Source organism: Lederbergia panacisoli (genome assembly GCF_024626525.1).
Lineage (GTDB): Bacteria > Bacillota > Bacilli > Bacillales > Bacillaceae_C > Lederbergia > Lederbergia panacisoli.
In genome coordinates, this window is record NZ_JANJGU010000002.1 from 337164 (window position 1) to 353784 (window position 16621).

Genomic DNA, 16621 nt, shown 5'->3' on the forward strand with positions numbered 1-16621 from the left:
TACTATGAATACGATGTTAATTTAATTAAAGGAGAGAATTGAAATGGCTAGAAGCAGTAATAAATTGCTCGTCCCAGGCATAGAACAATATTTAGATCAAGTTAAGTTTGAAATTGCCCAAGAATTCGGAGTCACTCTTGGTTCAGATACAGTGTCTAGAGCTAACGGTTCAGTAGGCGGAGAAATAACAAAAAGATTAGTACAGCAAGCGCAAGCTGAATTAAGTGGAAAACAACAATGATAAGTAAAAAGGAAGCTGACATTGGATCAGCTTCCTTTACCGTTTCAGTTATATAAATTTACTGACTGCTTATTGTGTATAGCTTTTTTCTTTGAAATTAAATATCCCCCTACCGCTATTCCGATCAACACTGTCCAGAATGTTAATTTCCACATAGTTGATTCTGGAAAATGTTCGTTAAGAATACTTACATTAGGATGGGATAATGTAAAGACACTTAATTTGACTCCAACCCAACCAACAATTAAAAATGCAGCTGTTTCTAGTGTAGGATATTTAGCCAGCAGTTTTACAAATGATGTAGCTGCAAAACGCATGATAACGACACCTGCAAGCCCACCTAATAACATGACTATAAATTGCCCTCCATCGATACCTCCCACTTGGAACCATCCAGTGGGTCTAAGCGTTACAGCTAATGCAACAGCAGCAAGCATTGAATCAATTGCAAAGGCAATATCCGCTATTTCTACTTTTAATACCGTCATCCAAAATGATTGACCTTTACCATTTTCTACAGATTTTTTAGTCTTCTCTTTTTTCTTAATAATATGATGAACAGATAAATAGATTAAATAAGCAGCACCAATTGCTTGAATTTGCCATACGTTGACGAGAAACGTAATGGCAAAAAGGGCTGCAAAACGAAAAATAAAGGCCCCTAGCAATCCATAAAATAAAGCTTTTTTCCGTAGATTTTCCGGTAAATGTTTAACCATTACTGCCATAACGACTGCATTATCCGCAGCAAGGATCCCTTCCAAACCCACTAGTACTAAAAATACCCATCCATACTCCAACATCATCGATAATTCCATTAAATTTCCTCCCTTATTTTTCACATCCCCAAGGCAGGAAATTTTGTTTTCAATAAAAACAAAAAGACCTCTGCCATATGGGCAAAGGTCTTGCTAGACATTTTCATGCCAACAAAGCCGGTGAATTCCTTCACGAAATGACGACTTTGTTTTAGGTAGAAATGAAAATTCTACCTAACGCTACTCCCCTTTGACTTAACGTCAAATGTATTAATTTACTGTTATTATAATGTATGGAGTCTAGTAAGGCAATATTCACATATATTATTTTTAATATTTTCTAGCTTTCTGTCTTCCATCTTTTCCTTTTCCGATTCATTCTTCTAGTTTCGTGATCAAATAAACTATAAACTACTGGAATGACAAATAAGGTTAAGAATGTGCTGCTTATTAAACCACCAATAACGGCAACCCCCATTGGTTGATTCATTTCTGTTCCTTCTCCAATCCCTAATGCCAGTGGCACTAATCCTAAAATCGTAGTTAATGCAGTCATTAAAATCGGCCTGGCACGATCCTTGACTGATTCTATCAGCGCATCATAGCTGGATAGTCCAGCTTCTTTGCGTTGATTAATATAGTCAACAATAACAATCGCATTGTTCACGACAATCCCAGCTAAAATGATGATCCCGATAAAAGCTGGTACACTAATCGGCATCTTACTTGCAATTAGGGAAATTGCGACGCCAATGACCATGAGCGGTACTGTAAACATAATAACGAATGGATATTTAAATGACTCAAATTGTGCAGCCATAACGATATAAATTAGTATAATGGCTAAAATAAATGCCATGATCATATCATCGATTGAATCTTCTAGTAATTCCTTTTCACCGCTATACGTGATTTCTATATCACTAGGGAGATTCAAAGATGCAATCTCCGACTCTACCGCTTTTGACATTTTTCCTAAATTCGTCTCCGTACTATATTTTAAAGTAAATTCTACTGAATCTAGTTGATTAATACGTTGAATTTCAACTGGACCAGTACCTTCCTCAATTTTTGCCAAGTCCGCTAACTGGGCATAAGATCCGTCAGGTTTTCTTATTAATATGGATTTTAATTCCTCAATATTTCTTGTAATACTCTTATCAAACTCCACGTTAACACCATAAATTTCCATATCATCGGTAATAATTTGCGAAGCTTGTACCCCACGTGTTGCGTCATTAAAAATCATTGCGATTTGGGCAGGTGAAAGTCCAGCCTCGAATGCTTTATCTCGGTCTATCGTAATATGGATTTCCTCAACGGTATTAGCAGTCGTTGTCGATAAATCTGTTACATTTTCTATATTTTTTAATGCGCTAAAAATTTTATCCGTACTTTTTTCCAGTCTCTGCTTATTGGAGTCTGTAACGTTAAATGACATCGTTTGCGGCGCCATACCGGACGCAGCTTGGACATTAAATCGGAGAGTTGCCTCCTTATTTACCTTCACTACTTCTTTTTCTATTTTAGGCTTTATATGATCAACTATTTCAAATAAGGATTTGTCTCTATTTGCTAGAGGTTTTAACTTTACATATACTTCTGCACTATTCGCCATTCCTCCCCCTTGGAATGTAGACTCTTGCGTGGAACCAATTAAGCTGACATATACATCTACATCTTTTTCCGTCTTTAGCTCGTTTTCCATGACGCTAATTACTTTCTCTGTTTCGGATAGTGATGCTCCATTTTCAAGCTTAACATTAACACTAAAAAAACCTTCATCTGTTGGTGGAAGAAATTGCGTTCCTACTGTCGTCATGCCGAATATTCCGCCTATGAATAATAAAACTGCAGTAAATAACACTAAAAATCGGTGACGCAAAGACCAACGAATGGATCGATCGAGTAAATTCATTGGTTTCGATCTACGCCTTATTGCCTCATAATCACCCTGTGGTTTTTTTAGCAGCCTGCTAGCGAGCATCGGGACAACCGTCAAAGCAACAAATAAGGAAGCAAATAAACTAAAAGAAATCGTAAATGCAAATTCTTTAAATAATTGTCCTAGTAGACCACTAATAAAAACAACTGGAAGAAAGACAGCAACTGTTGTAAGGGTGGAAGCAGTAATGGCGCCTGCTACTTCTTTTGCCCCATGCAAGGCAGCTTCTTTTGGATCTTTTCCCATAGATAAATGTCGATATATATTTTCAATTACGACGATGGCATTGTCGACGAGCATCCCAATTCCTAATGCTAGTCCCCCAAGAGTCATGATGTTTAATGCAAAATCCGCAAAAAACATCAATACAAACGTAACGATAACGGAATATGGTATGGCAATTCCAATAATAAGCGGACTCTTAATATTTCTTAAAAAGAAAAATAATACGAGCATTGCCAGTGCTCCGCCAAGAATTAATGAGTTGGCAATATTCCCGATCGCCATCCTTACGTAATCACCTTGGTCAAATAGGATATCTGACTCAATTTCTTTATATTTTTCCTTATTTAATAGTGATTTTAATTCTTTTTGAAAATCCTTTGAAACTTCTGCTGTATTGGCGTCTGTCTCTTGAAGCACACTTAGTAATACTGATGGCTTTTCATTCGTACGTGTAATGCTTTCCGCGGTTTGCTCCTGCTGTTTTACTGTAGCAACATCTTTTATTCTAATTTTTTCACCATTTATTGGATTAACAGTAATGGCAAGATTTGCAATTTCATCTGCTGAATGAACCATACTCATAATTCGAGTCGTAAGTTCTTTTCCTTCTGTGAGGACTGTTTCCCCGGGAGTAGAAATATTATTGGCTTGGATAATATTCACTACTTCTGCTTGCGATAATTGATATTTTTTTAATTCATCTTGATTGAGTGTCACATTGATCTCTTCTACTAAATTACCCGTAATATTAACACTGGCGACTCCATTTACTTTCGTAAGCTCAGTAGTTAATTTATCAGTTAAGTTTCTAAGACTTTTTTCATCTTTATTAGTCTTTAGAGAAAGTTGAATGACAGGGAATTGTGCTGGATCAAATTTTAAAAAACGTGGCTTTCCGGCGTCTGTCGGGATTGGTGTTTGATCGATTCTTTGAAGTACATCATTTTGAATATCATCAATAGCGGTAGACCAAGAGAATTCTAACAGGATTAAATTTGAACCTTCCTTCGAAATAGATTGTACGTTTTTAATCCCTGGCAATGTTGCAAGGCTCGCTTCAAGTGGCTTTGTTATTTTATCAACGACTTCGGCGGGACTAGCACCTTGATATGAAGTGACGACAACGGCTATCGGAGGATTAATTTCAGGTATTAACTTTAGAGGTATTTTTAAAAGTGAAACTACACCTAAAATAATGACGAGAAACATCGTTACAATCGTAAAAACAGGCCTCTTTATGGAAAATTTACTCAAATTCACTATGTATACCCCTTTCGTACTCCCTTGACAATTTTATTATAACAATTTGCCGACTGGAATTATATTGAATCGATGGATTCTTTTTGATATAAACATTAGCTTAAGACAGCAAAAAATGCCGACAGAGCGGCACTTTTTATTTTTGTGGATTTTTACTTAACTGTTCTTGCGCTATTCGAACCATCTCTTTAACCATATTGCCACCGATGGGACCGCCCACCTTTCCCGCTTCTTCAGCAGATAAGTGGCCATTATAACCTTTTTTAAGCGGAACACCTTGTTCTTTCGCGATTTCATATTTTACGTCATTAGGATTATTAGGATTTACATGATATCCCTTTTCAGACATCACTTTCGCCTTAAAGCCATCTAAAGCAGCTCTTGCCCCGGGAACCAGCGTCCTATTTCTTCTAGCCATAAACATTCCTCCCTTACGGATAGTATGTCCAAAAAATAAAAAAGCCTCATCCTGGGATTGGCGGATTAAGGCTTTTCATCAAGGCTAAAGGTCAAAAAAGGCAGTGCCTTGGACACTACCTTTCTCAGCTTAATCATGTTCATCCATCGGATTGTACAATTTAACATTAGGATTCTTATCCTGGAACCAACGCAAGGCAAAATCATTTTCAAAAAGGAATAGTGGCTTGTCGTATCGATCTTTAACTAACAGACTTCTTTGGCTAGAAAGAGACTCATCAATTTTTTCGTTTTCAATCCATCTCGCAATTTTTGAGCCGATCGATTCCATGATTACATCGGAATTGTATTCATTTTTCATTCGATGTTCAAAAACCTCAAATTGAAGTTGACCTACAGCCCCGAGAATATAATCTTCCATTCGGTATGTTTTATAAAGCTGGATGGCACCTTCTTGTACAAGCTGCTCGACACCTTTATGAAAGCTTTTTTGTTTCATCACATTTTTTGCGGTGACTCGTACAAATATTTCGGGAGTGAATTGAGGTAATTTTTCATAATGAATATCTCGTTTTCCTTCAGATATTGTATCTCCAATTTGATAAGTTCCCGTATCATATAACCCAATAATATCGCCGCTCACGGCCGCATTTACCGTGCTTCTATCATCTGCAAGAAATTGCGTCGATTGAGAAAGTTTGAATTGTTTTCCAGTTCGGGCAAGGGAGACATTCATCCCACGCTCAAACTGACCGGAGCAAATCCTGACAAAAGCGATACGATCACGATGAGCAGGATTCATATTCGCTTGAATTTTAAATATAAAACCTGAAAAACCTTCAGAAGTTGGATCAATTTTTCCCTCATTTGTCATTCTTGGTTGAGGTGACGGCGCGAACTGTAAATATGTTTCTAAAAAAGTTTGGACACCAAAGTTCGTTAATGCACTACCAAAAAACACAGGAGACAATGTTCCATTATTAATTTTCTCATCCGAAAATTCATTTCCGGCTTCATCTAATAACATAATTTCCTCCAAAGCCTGGGTATATAACGCCGATTCCTTTAAGGAATGATTTCCAAGTATTTCCCCATCTTCATCCAATTCCAAAAATCTTTGGTCTTCATCGACTCGGAATTGTTCAATTCTTTTGTTATAACGATCATAAATGCCATAAAATTCTTTTCCCATTCCAATTGGCCAATTCATTGGATAGGATTCAATTCCGAGCACTTCTTCCAACTCAGCTAGCAACTCAAGTGGAGGCCGCCCTTGTCGATCTAATTTATTTATAAATGTGAAAATCGGGATTCCCCTCATTCTACACACTTTAAATAATTTTAAAGTTTGTTCCTCGATCCCCTTTGCGGAGTCAATAATCATGACGGCACTATCTACTGCCATGAGCGTTCGATAAGTATCTTCACTGAAATCCTGGTGCCCAGGGGTATCTAATATATTAATCCGGAATCCATCATAATCAAACTGCATAACAGATGATGTAACGGAAATTCCTCTTTGTTTTTCTATTTCCATCCAATCGGATGTAGCGTATTTGCCAGTTTTTTTGCCTTTTACCGTACCAGCATCACGAATCGCTCCGCCAAAATAAAGGAGTTTCTCCGTCATAGTCGTTTTTCCGGCATCTGGGTGAGAGATGATTGCAAAAGTTCTTCTTGATTCCACTTCTGCTTTTAATGTTTTAGCCATACACATAATTCCTTCCGTTGTTCAGTCTTTTTCTATCATATTCCTTAGAAGAATGAATATCAACGGTAAGTTTTTAAATAAACCTTTACAATTTACTCGAAAAGTTTTTCGTAAAAAATTATTCTACCTATTTGATTGAGGTAATCAATTTTTCTTCTTTCATAAAAGTCGTCTACATTACCTCTATCAAAATACCAAACACAATCAATTAAAATACTTAATTTATAAACATCAAATAAATGCTTTTTTTCAATATCTTCTAAAGGTCTATATTTCATATATTCTAAAATTACTTCCTTTGCCTTGTTCAAATTAAGATATTGATCAACATCGTGTCGCCATGCCTCATATTCGATTAAAACAACAAGATCAAATAAAAGATACGTATAATTAGCATCGTCAAAATCTATTAATGCACTACATTTTTCATCCTTATAAAGGATATTCGAAAAATGAAAATCTGCATGGCAGATCCCTTTTGGTAATGATTCAGGAAGAGTTAATTGGGTCAACTCCTGCTCTAGCCAAAGAAACTTTTCTACTGCAGTTTTTGTAGTAAATCGTTCAGATTGTTGTCGCGCTAGTTCCCGACACATTTTAACATTATAATTTAATCTAAATTCTTTATATAAAGGTGTATAGTTTTTACTAATATTATGTAATTTTGCTGCCAATTTAATCAGTTGCATTTTTTGGATTCCATTAGGGTCGTTACTATGTTCTCCCTCCATATATTCAAAAAGAACATATGGCTTTTCTTTATAAGTCCCAACAAACCTCCCATCCTTATTAATAAATGGTTTTGGACTAGGAAATTCGTGTTTACTTAAATAAATAAGAAAGTTCGTTTCAAATAAAACAGATTGGACTGAACGATTTTCATAATATCTAAAAACAAACTGACCGTCTGTTGTTTGGACTTTAATATTTGTTTGAACCGTTCCAGTTGTAAATGGAGCTGAGGCTAAATAGTTTCCCAATGAATAATTTGAAAGAATTTGCACTAATTCACCTTCTGAAAAATTTGTTTTAATTGTTTTTCGCCTCCTTTACGTAAAATGCGTCCGAACTTTTGAATCCGGACGCATTATAGAAAAAGTTATATTTCAGTTATTGGCGACATCACATAAGCAAATAAAAGCTTTTCCGTATTAATGAGTGAGGACTCATGGGTCCTTTCGAAGGCATGAGAGGATTCAATTCCTGGCCCTACTAAGCCATGGACGATATCATGGCCAGCATTAATCGCAGCCGACGCGTCAGATCCATAATATGGATAAATATCTACTTTATAGTCAATATTATTGTCTTTCGCCAATTGGACGAGATGCTTCCTTAAGCCGTAATGATAAGGACCGCTCGAATCTTTCGCGCAAATTGAAACAGTGTACTCATCAGATGCTTGCCCCTCACCGAGCGCTCCCATATCTACCGCTAAATACTCAACAGTTTCAGGAGAAATATTAGCGTTGCCGCCGTATCCAATCTCTTCATTATTTGAAATTAAGAAATGAGTTGTATAAGGCAATTCAATCTTTTCAGACTGAATATGTTTGATTAATTGCAATAAAATAGCTGTGCTCGCCTTATCATCCAAATGCCTAGATTTAATATAACCACTTGGTGTTATTTGGACACGTGGATCAAATGAGACAAAATCGCCAACATTAATGCCTAGCTTTCTCGTTTCTTCCTCACTTTTCGTAATCTCATCAATTCTTACTTCAATATTTTGTTCATTTCTTTTTGCTTCCCCTGCATCCTTGTATACATGGACAGATGTTTGCTTCATTAAAATCGTTCCAGTATATGTTTTTCCTGAATCTGTTTCAATTTTACAATATTCGCCTTCAACTGAATTCCAGCGAAATCCACCGATCATCGTAGGTTTCAATCTTCCATTTGACTTAATTTCTTTTACCATCGCTCCAAGTGTATCGACATGTGCAGTCAACATACGATGTTGCTCTTTATTTTTTCCTGGAATGGTAATCAACAAGCCGCCTTTGCGGTTTCGTTTCATTTCGAGACCGAGATTTTCTAAATATTGTTCACAAGAGTCGATTACTTTTCGTGTATTTCCGGAAGGGCTCGGAATCGAAACTAATTTCTCAATCAATTGTAAGGTATCTTTTACTTGAGGGAATTGGCTCATATTACATGCTCCTTTATGTAGTAAGATGTTATAATCATAACACGAGTTTTATGAAACGGAGGATTTTAAAGTGGCACTTCATTCATTTTTATTAAAAGCAGATTGGCCTGGAGGACGTAATAGTGTTGGAACGATTGATGCCGGCAACCTCAAAACAGAAGTTTCGATTCCACCGGAAATGGATGGCCCGGGAGTAGGCACTAATCCTGATGAAATGCTTTTAGGTGCTGCGGCAACATGCTATATCATTACATTGGCCGCCATGTTGGAGCGTGCTTCCATTCAAGTTTCGAATTTATCGATGGAATCTGAAGGAATTGTCGAGGTTGAAAAAGGTGTCATCACATATAAAACCATCATCCACCGACCAACTGTTACTTTAGCTAATGATGAACAGATGGAATTAACTCAAAAACTTGCTGAAAAAGCGGAAAAAAGCTGTATGATTTCAAGGGCATTAAAAGGAAATGTAGATATTAAGCTAGAAGCTAACATTAAATGACCGCCACATATAGTAAGGGTTCCGTTTTGAGGTGATTTTCTAAAAAAAACTGATGTGACAATCGTATTGGCTTCGTTATTGGTGTAAAAAAAGTAAAACTTCCCATAGTGATTGCCGAGTTTCTTTATTAGGTATACAATAAAACCTTATCTATAACACCTCACCGGAATGCATCAAAATGTGGTTCTTTTGTATTTTTGAGACTTTAAATAAAAATAAGCGGAGATTTTCCGGTTATATGTAGAAAGAAGTTCGTTTCGGGGTATATAAGGGAAGGTTTTCCGATTAAGCAAAATGAAATCCCCCATTTTCGAATTTTTCGAGTCAATAGGCGGAATCTCTCCGTTTATTTAAGCCTTTTTTAATAAACATAACTAATTAAGCGGAATTTCTCCGTCTATTTAACCTGACCCCAAACCGATAGTGTAGACAACTGGAGGATCGGTAGCTTTGTATCGACAGCTTATAAAAATCAATAAAGTCGGTACTCAAAACAACACTGTAAATGATAGAAGTTTTGACTGTCTATTTGTCAAAGTTAATAGAATTTCCTAAAAACCTCGATAAATAAAAAAAGACGTATGCCCATTCATACGTCAATTCTTGTGTCTTTTAATAAGAAAAGCACCATAAAAACGGAACCCTACTATTTTAGCCGGCCATTTTTATTATTTCCTAAATTCTTGCAAGCCTTCATTCAAAGTTTTAGTACTTTTGTATACATCTTGATAGAGTTTAAACAATTTTTTATATACTTCCACATTTTCCACTTTTGGCGTATATGTTTCGCTTACTTGTACAAACTGATCAGCGCATTCCTTTAATGAAGAGAACCAGCCGCTGCCAAAAGCAGCAAGCATAGCAGCACCCATTCCAGGTCCTTGTTCGCTTGCAAGCTTCTTAATCTCCACATTAAAAATATCAGCTTGCATTTGCAGCCAAGTTTTATTTTTAGCTCCTCCGCCTATTGAAATGACGGTATCAATCTTTTTACCATTCTCCCTAAAAATCTCGATTGATTCATTTAAAGAGAAAGTAATTCCTTCAAGGACTGCCCTTACAAAATCTTTTCTCTCATGGGAGGCGTCCATGCCAATGAAGCTTCCTCTAATTACTGAATCTGCATGCGGTGTTCTTTCTCCAGCAATATAAGGCGTAAATAGTAAGCCATTCGCACCAATCGGCACCCCATCAACACCGTTTAGTAACTCTTCAAAATCAATTTCTTTTGCAAACACATCTTTGAACCAACTTAAGCTGTATCCAGCAGCAAGTGTTACCCCCATTGTGTAAAAGGCATTTTCTTCCCCATGGTTAAAATAATGAACCTTGCCGCCAAAATCTAGGTCGTTTCTTTGTTCATACGATAAAACGACCCCGGAAGTCCCAATACTACAAAGCGTTTTCCCTTCAGATAAAATGCCGGATCCGATAGCTCCACATGCATTATCTGCTCCACCAGCAAACACTTTAATATCAGCTGATAAGCCTGTTTTTTCAGCTACTTCACTTGTAATTGTACCAGTTTGCTCATGGGATGCTACAAGTGGGGGACAGAGGGAAGCTTCCAGCCCTAAAAGCGTACAAATTTCTTCGCTCCATTTTTTCTCCCCGACATCCAATAGCAATGTACCCGCGGCATCTGAATATTCACTATGTAAAAGCCCAGTTAGTCGATACCGTAAATAATCTTTCGGAAGCAAGAAAACAGCGGCCTTTTCAAAAATAGTTGGTTCATATTCCTTTATCCATAAAATTTTTGGCAGTGTAAAGCCTTCAAGTGCGGGATTTTTTGTAATAGCTAGCAGCCTTTCTTTACCAACCATTTCTTCAATTTCTCTACATTGCGCCGTTGTTCTTGTGTCATTCCAAAGAATGGCATTTCTTAGTACTTGATGGTCACTATCCAATAATACAAGGCCATGCATTTGCCCCGAAAAGCTTAACCCTTCAATATCTTGAACGTCTCCATTAAAATTCTCAACAATTTCAGTTAAACCTTCAATTGTTTTTTCAACCCATTCTTCGGGTTCCTGTTCGCTATAGCCTGATTTTTCTTGAATCAATGGATACGATTTTGACACTTCATAACACACATCACCACTTTGATTCATAAGTAAAATTTTTACTGCGCTCGTCCCAAGATCTACACCTAATACATATTTCATTGCATTCACCCTCTTATAAAAAGGTGCTGGAATTTTTCAACTCCAGCACGTTAATTTGGTTTATTTTCCAGAAAGTGTTTCAAGTAAATATTGATTTACAATAGCTTTCAACCTTTCTTGTCTTCCAGAACGGTTTTGAATATTACCGAGTTGAAGTGCATACTCTTCAAGTTTATGGAAGTCAGTACGTCCTTCTACAATATCCAAGCCTATTCCTTCAGTGTAACTGCTATAACGATCAGCGACGAAGTCTTCCAACACACGATCTTCCAATAACTTCGCAGCTACTTTCAAGCCAATCGCGAAACTATCCATTCCGGCAATATGTGCATGGAATAAATCCTCAGCTTCAAATGAACCTCTGCGCACTTTCGCATCGAAATTCAAGCCGCCTTTTCCTAACCCGCCATTTTGTAAAACTTCATACATTGCTAGAGTTGTAGAATAAAGGTCTGTTGGGAATTCATCTGTATCCCATCCAATTAAGGTATCGCCTTGATTCGCATCTACAGAACCGAGCATACCATTAATACGCGCAACACGTAATTCATGTTCGAATGTATGGCCAGCAAGGGTAGCGTGGTTTGCTTCAACATTAAATTTGAAATATTTATCTAGATCGTAGTTTTGTAGGAAAGCATGTCCAGTTGCTACATCAAAATCATATTGATGCTTTGTTGGCTCTTTTGGCTTAGGTTCAATTAGGAACTGGCCGTCAAAACCAATTTCTTTTGCATAATCAACAGCCATATGAAAGAAGCGTGCCAAGTTATCAAGTTCAAGCTTCATATCTGTATTTAAAAGTGTCTCATATCCTTCGCGCCCGCCCCAGAATACATAGTTTTCAGCACCAAGCTCTTTACCAACTTCCAAGCCCTTCTTCACTTTTGCAGCAGCGAAAGCATATACATCTGCATTACTGGAAGTTGCAGCTCCATGTACATATCTTGGATGAGTAAACATATTTGCTGTATTCCAAAGTAATTTTACTTTACTATCTTTCATGTAATCTTTAATCATCGCTGTAATGACATCGAGATTTTCATATGTTTCCTTTAATGTGTCCGCTTCAGGCGCAATATCGGAATCATGAAAACAGAAGAATGGTACATTCAATTTCTCAAAAAGTTCGAATGCAGCCTCAACTCGCGCTTTTGCAAGGTCAAGTCCTTTTAAATGATCCCATGGACGAATGGCAGTCCCGACTCCAAACGGATCTGTACCGTCCGCTGTGAACGTATGCCAATAAGCTACAGAAAAACGCAAAATTTCTTCCATCTTCTTTCCATTGATCGATTCCTCAGGATTGTAATACTTAAATGCAAATGGATTCTTAGATGAAGAACCTTCGTACTGAATTTTGTTAATTTCCTCAAAGTAAGCCATATTTCTTCCCTCCAAATAATCTTTCAATGATGGCGTTTACATTCCTTTTATGTATTTATCTCCATCACTTCTGCCAATAGTATAACATCTCCTTTTCGCCTTTGTCTATTCATTAAACAAAGTATTTGTGATAATATATATTTTAGCCTGAACGTATTAAAGGAGAATTTCTTTATGAATCCGACGTGGAATCAACAATTAATTAAAAAAGAGAATAAAACGATTGTGCTTCAACTAATTATTCAACAAGCCCCCATATCCCGTGCTGATATTGCCCTTAAATCAGGTTTAAACAAAGGAACTGTCTCAACACTCGTTGCTGAATTAATTGATGAACAATTAATTCTTGAAACAGGTCCAGGGGTATCTAGCGGTGGCAGGCGGCCAGTCATGTTGGTGTTTAATGAAAATTCGGGGTGTACGATTGGAATCGATTTGGGAGTCAATTATATATTAGGAATTTTAACAGACTTACAAGGAAATATTATTGAAAGAAAGAGGCACACTTTCAATCCCCAATCTTTTGAAGAAACATTACAGCAAATACATAATGATATTCAAGAATTAATGTCTAAAGCACCGAACACTCGATACGGAATCGTAGGAATTGGGATTGGCGCCCCAGGGATAGTCGACAATAACAGTTCATTAGTTCTAGCCCCTAATTTAGGTTGGAAAAACTCTTCCATAAAGGAAGAAATCGAGGCTATATTTCATATACCCGTTGTTATTGAAAACGAAGCAAACGCAGGTGCTTATGGGGAAAAAATGTTTGGGCTCGGTAAAAATGTAGAAACCCTAGTATATATTAGTACAGGGATTGGAATTGGAACAGGAATTATCATGCATGAAAAACTATATAGAGGCGCTACCGGTTTTTCAGGAGAATTTGGTCATATGACGATTAATATGAACGGGGAAACGTGCAGATGTGGAAATAAGGGCTGTTGGGAAATGTATGCATCGGAACAATACGTAATTCAAAAAGCGTTAAAGCTTCAACTGGTGACGGATACAAATGCAAATATAGAGCAAATCATTGAACTTGCACAAAATGGGAACGAGCATGCCATCAATCTTTTACAAGAAACAGCCGTTCATCTCGGGATGGGTATTGTGAATATCGTTCATGCTCTCAATCCGCAAAAAATAATCATTGGCAATCGGTTAGCAGGTGCTAAGCCTTGGATGGAAAAAACAGTTCAAGATTATGTAAAAAATCGTGCGATGACATCCCACCAATCAGAAGTGAAAGTACAATTTTCTGACCCGGTATTTCCTGCAACCGCTTTAGGAGTGGCCGCTTTTTCAGTCGAACAATTTCTTAAAAGATCATTAGAAAAAGTCTATCCCGCAACTTAATAATTGGGATAGACTTTTACAAATCATATTTTCATAGATTCTCCATCATGCTTGATGAAAAATAAATCTTCTGCTATTATCTTTTTCTTTTCTATTATATCCAGCAAATTATTAGCAGTTTCTTCAGGTGATCCAGGTGCCTTATCCCCACCCATATCCGTTTTAATCCAGCCGGGATGAATGGCATAAACATTAATATTTTTGTCGGATACGTAACTTTTAATCTGTTTTGTGAACATGTTAAGAGCAGCTTTAGAAATGGCATACGGATAATCTTCCCCATATGCATTTGTAATGCTTCCTGCATCAGATGAAATGTTGATGATTGTTTGCTTGGCCCCTTTATATAGTAATGGTAGGAAGTGTTTAACTACTCGCATCGGTCCATATAAATTCACATCAATCGTCACATCTAGTAAAGAGAAATCGAGTTCCTCAATTTTCGAGTCACGTGCGTACAAAACACCTGCATTGTTTATAATGGCATCGATAGATCCCCATTCTTCCATTACCTTCGCGGCAGCAGCTGATACTGATTGTTCATCTGTCACGTCAAGGGATAAAGGGAATATTTGATTAGGAAATTGACTTACAAGATCTTTCAAGCTGCCAATTGGCTGCTCCCCATTCCGTGCACATGCTAAAACCGTATGCCCTCTTTCCGCCGCGGCCTTGGAAAGCGAAAATCCAAGTCCCCGATTTGCACCAGTAACCAAAATATTCATTTACATCCGCCTTTCTATATATTCTTATTTAAATATTGCAGGAAACGAGAAATATATTCGGTGTTTTTCGCGTTGGCAGGTACACAAATCACTTTTTCCTCATTCGGGACGATACCTTTTAATATAGGAAATGCAGATATATTAATCCCAGTAATCTCTTCTTTATTTTCTTTGGAAAAATACAACTGCTCTTCTTGTATCGGCCATTCTGTAATTCCACTCGTTTTTTGAAAAGACATCAACTGATTTTGGTCATTCATATTATCATAAAAGTCTTTGTCGACGATAAAGAAATCAATATACCCAGCAGAAAGCTCTGCAGCCATTTTTTGCATATCCACTCCAACCTGCATATCTAATGCGTCGCTCGAGGATTTCAACGTTTGTATAACGATATTTGATTTATCTCGTTCTTCATCTGTCAAAAAGTCTTGATAAAGCGTCTCCTGGAACTTATCTTTATACTCGGGATCATATATTCCCGCCATGATGACGACATTTAATACAACTTCCTTCTTTGTTGCGATACTATGAACCATAGAGGCAACTAATATGACAAGCACGATGCCGCCGATAATAAAAAGTTTATAATACTCCCAAATATATTTCGCCTTTTCGGATGTACTCATGTCTGAAAGTATTTCTTTAAGAGTTTTTTTCACATTCTTCACTTCTTTCTTTCCTGGATCTTATTAGAAAAGTCTCTTTCCTAAACATTGTTGCTATTTTATGTAAATCTCAATGATGGGACATTAGAGTTTATTGTTTACTCGCTTAAGGGACTTAGAAAATATGCATAGCAATAAAAATGACTAATGTTAACGTAAAGGAACTAAATAATGTTGTCGCAATAACCGCTTGGGAAGCAAATTCGGGTTCATTATTATATTCCTGAGCAATGATGGCACTATTAACGGATGTAGGCATTGCGGTTGAAATAAGTAAAGCTTGGGCAATGACCCCATCCAATCCTAGCAAGAGTAGACCAATTAGAGCAATTGCCGGGCCAACTATTAAACGATAAAAAATAGTTAAATAAAGTGGGATATATGTTAAAGAAATATTAATATGGGCAATTTGCGCTCCAACCGTAAGCAACGCCATGGCAATTAACGCATTAGAAATATATGAAATGGGCGTAAGAATAAAATTCGGCATAGGAACATTTAACACATTAAACAAAATACCGATAAACATGGCATAAAACAATGGCATTTTAAAATAACCCATAATTGCTTTTAATTTGCCACCATGTACCGACTTCAGGGCAACTACCCCGTAAGAAAAAGTCAAAGTATTTTGGAAGGCCATGACGGCAATTTGGATTGACATCGCAAATGGGTCTTGTTTAAAAACTAAATCATTGACAGGAATGCCATAGTTTCCGGAATTATAAAAAATAATACTATTTGAGAAAGAAAGTTTCATTTTATCGCTTAATTTACATAGCTTGGCTGTAGCCATACTTAATACATACAATAACACAACGAATGCAAAACTGAACATTATTACTTGCAAAAATAGTGATAAGGAGAAAGAGCTTTCATATAGTTTAATAAAAATAAGAGCTGGGCTCAAAAAATAGATATTTATTTTTGCAAGTGTGTAAAGATCCAGTTGGAAAACTCGTTGCATAATGATTCCAATGGCAATCAAAATAAAAACAGGTAATATGATATCAACAAATATAAAAAATAAAGGTGCCATTCCAATTATCTCTTCTTCCATTGAATAAACGTATTATACTACATTCTAATTCGACAAAT

At 36.8% G+C, this 16621-nt stretch carries 14 protein-coding genes and 1 riboswitch; of the genes, 3 read left to right on the forward strand and 11 right to left on the reverse strand.

Annotation, left to right across the window (positions count from 1 at the left end; translation table 11 throughout):
- The first annotated feature begins 43 nt into the window (after positions 1–43).
- Positions 44–241, forward strand: coding sequence for an alpha/beta-type small acid-soluble spore protein (locus tag NQ185_RS04565; RefSeq protein WP_257580387.1), 198 nt, complete (start codon positions 44–46; stop codon positions 239–241).
- A gap of 44 nt (positions 242–285) precedes the next feature.
- Here the strand turns inward: NQ185_RS04565 and NQ185_RS04570 are convergent, their stop codons facing one another.
- The 6 genes from NQ185_RS04570 to NQ185_RS04595 all read right to left on the reverse strand — a co-directional run bounded on the left by NQ185_RS04570 (position 286) and on the right by NQ185_RS04595 (position 8712).
- The gene (locus NQ185_RS04570; RefSeq protein WP_257580388.1) at positions 286–1059 is read right to left on the reverse strand and encodes a TerC family protein; all 774 of its coding nucleotides are present in this window, start codon (positions 1057–1059) and stop codon (positions 286–288) included.
- A 31-nt stretch (positions 1060–1090) separates the two neighbouring features.
- A riboswitch (yybP-ykoY riboswitch) is annotated at positions 1091–1260 on the reverse strand.
- 79 nt (positions 1261–1339) lie between these two features.
- Positions 1340–4429, reverse strand: coding sequence for an efflux RND transporter permease subunit (locus NQ185_RS04575; protein ID WP_257580389.1), 3090 nt, complete (start codon positions 4427–4429; stop codon positions 1340–1342).
- 136 nt (positions 4430–4565) lie between these two features.
- Entirely contained in the window at positions 4566–4847 is a 282-nt protein-coding gene (locus NQ185_RS04580; RefSeq protein ID WP_257580390.1) for an alpha/beta-type small acid-soluble spore protein, read from the reverse strand.
- A 129-nt stretch (positions 4848–4976) separates the two neighbouring features.
- Positions 4977–6557 carry a peptide chain release factor 3 gene (locus NQ185_RS04585; RefSeq protein WP_257580392.1) on the reverse strand — a complete coding sequence of 527 codons (1581 nt, stop codon included), beginning with the start codon at positions 6555–6557 and terminating at the stop codon, positions 4977–4979.
- Positions 6558–6649: 92 nt separating this feature from the next.
- Positions 6650–7561 (reverse strand): homoserine kinase, encoded by a 912-nt coding sequence (locus NQ185_RS04590; RefSeq protein ID WP_257580393.1) that lies wholly within the window; start codon positions 7559–7561, stop codon positions 6650–6652.
- Positions 7562–7656: 95 nt separating this feature from the next.
- The gene (locus NQ185_RS04595) at positions 7657–8712 is read right to left on the reverse strand and encodes a M42 family metallopeptidase (RefSeq protein ID WP_257580395.1); all 1056 of its coding nucleotides are present in this window, start codon (positions 8710–8712) and stop codon (positions 7657–7659) included.
- A 70-nt stretch (positions 8713–8782) separates the two neighbouring features.
- Between NQ185_RS04595 and NQ185_RS04600 the strand changes: the two genes are divergently transcribed.
- Entirely contained in the window at positions 8783–9214 is a 432-nt protein-coding gene (locus tag NQ185_RS04600) for an OsmC family protein (protein ID WP_257580397.1), read from the forward strand.
- Positions 9215–9882: 668 nt separating this feature from the next.
- On the opposite strand, the gene xylB is transcribed toward NQ185_RS04600, so the two are convergent.
- Positions 9883–11382: a xylulokinase gene (gene xylB / locus NQ185_RS04605; RefSeq protein WP_257580398.1), complete on the reverse strand. Its 1500-nt coding sequence runs from the start codon at positions 11380–11382 to the stop codon at positions 9883–9885.
- A gap of 60 nt (positions 11383–11442) precedes the next feature.
- Complete coding sequence (gene xylA / locus NQ185_RS04610; RefSeq protein ID WP_257580400.1) at positions 11443–12768, reverse strand: xylose isomerase; 1326 nt, start codon at positions 12766–12768, stop codon at positions 11443–11445.
- A 174-nt stretch (positions 12769–12942) separates the two neighbouring features.
- Here xylA and NQ185_RS04615 point away from each other — a divergent pair, with 174 nt between their 5' ends.
- A complete protein-coding gene (locus NQ185_RS04615; RefSeq protein WP_257580401.1) occupies positions 12943–14130 on the forward strand; it encodes an ROK family transcriptional regulator in 1188 nt (395 codons plus the stop codon).
- A 23-nt stretch (positions 14131–14153) separates the two neighbouring features.
- Here the strand turns inward: NQ185_RS04615 and NQ185_RS04620 are convergent, their stop codons facing one another.
- The 3 genes from NQ185_RS04620 to NQ185_RS04630 form a co-directional block, all read right to left on the reverse strand.
- Positions 14154–14855, reverse strand: a complete 702-nt coding sequence (locus tag NQ185_RS04620; protein ID WP_257580402.1) for an SDR family oxidoreductase — start codon at positions 14853–14855, stop codon at positions 14154–14156.
- A 14-nt stretch (positions 14856–14869) separates the two neighbouring features.
- Complete coding sequence (locus NQ185_RS04625) at positions 14870–15526, reverse strand: hypothetical protein (protein WP_257580403.1); 657 nt, start codon at positions 15524–15526, stop codon at positions 14870–14872.
- A gap of 112 nt (positions 15527–15638) precedes the next feature.
- Positions 15639–16562 carry an AEC family transporter gene (locus NQ185_RS04630; RefSeq protein ID WP_257580404.1) on the reverse strand — a complete coding sequence of 308 codons (924 nt, stop codon included), beginning with the start codon at positions 16560–16562 and terminating at the stop codon, positions 15639–15641.
- Positions 16563–16621 lie beyond the last annotated feature (59 nt).

Excerpts from the sequence above, each read along its gene's own strand:
- NQ185_RS04595 (WP_257580395.1), bottom strand. The coding sequence starts at position 8,712 with ATGAGCCAATTCCCTCAAGTAAAAGATACCTTACAATTGATTGAGAAA.
- NQ185_RS04580 (WP_257580390.1), bottom strand. The coding sequence starts at position 4,847 with ATGGCTAGAAGAAATAGGACGCTGGTTCCCGGGGCAAGAGCTGCTTTA.
- NQ185_RS04585 (WP_257580392.1), bottom strand. The coding sequence starts at position 6,557 with ATGGCTAAAACATTAAAAGCAGAAGTGGAATCAAGAAGAACTTTTGCA.
- xylB (WP_257580398.1), bottom strand. The coding sequence starts at position 11,382 with ATGAAATATGTATTAGGTGTAGATCTTGGGACGAGCGCAGTAAAAATT.
- xylA (WP_257580400.1), bottom strand. The coding sequence starts at position 12,768 with ATGGCTTACTTTGAGGAAATTAACAAAATTCAGTACGAAGGTTCTTCA.
- NQ185_RS04615 (WP_257580401.1), top strand. The coding sequence starts at position 12,943 with ATGAATCCGACGTGGAATCAACAATTAATTAAAAAAGAGAATAAAACG.
- NQ185_RS04620 (WP_257580402.1), bottom strand. The coding sequence starts at position 14,855 with ATGAATATTTTGGTTACTGGTGCAAATCGGGGACTTGGATTTTCGCTT.
- NQ185_RS04565 (WP_257580387.1), top strand. The coding sequence starts at position 44 with ATGGCTAGAAGCAGTAATAAATTGCTCGTCCCAGGCATAGAACAATAT.
- NQ185_RS04630 (WP_257580404.1), bottom strand. The coding sequence starts at position 16,562 with ATGGCACCTTTATTTTTTATATTTGTTGATATCATATTACCTGTTTTT.
- NQ185_RS04570 (WP_257580388.1), bottom strand. The coding sequence starts at position 1,059 with ATGGAATTATCGATGATGTTGGAGTATGGATGGGTATTTTTAGTACTA.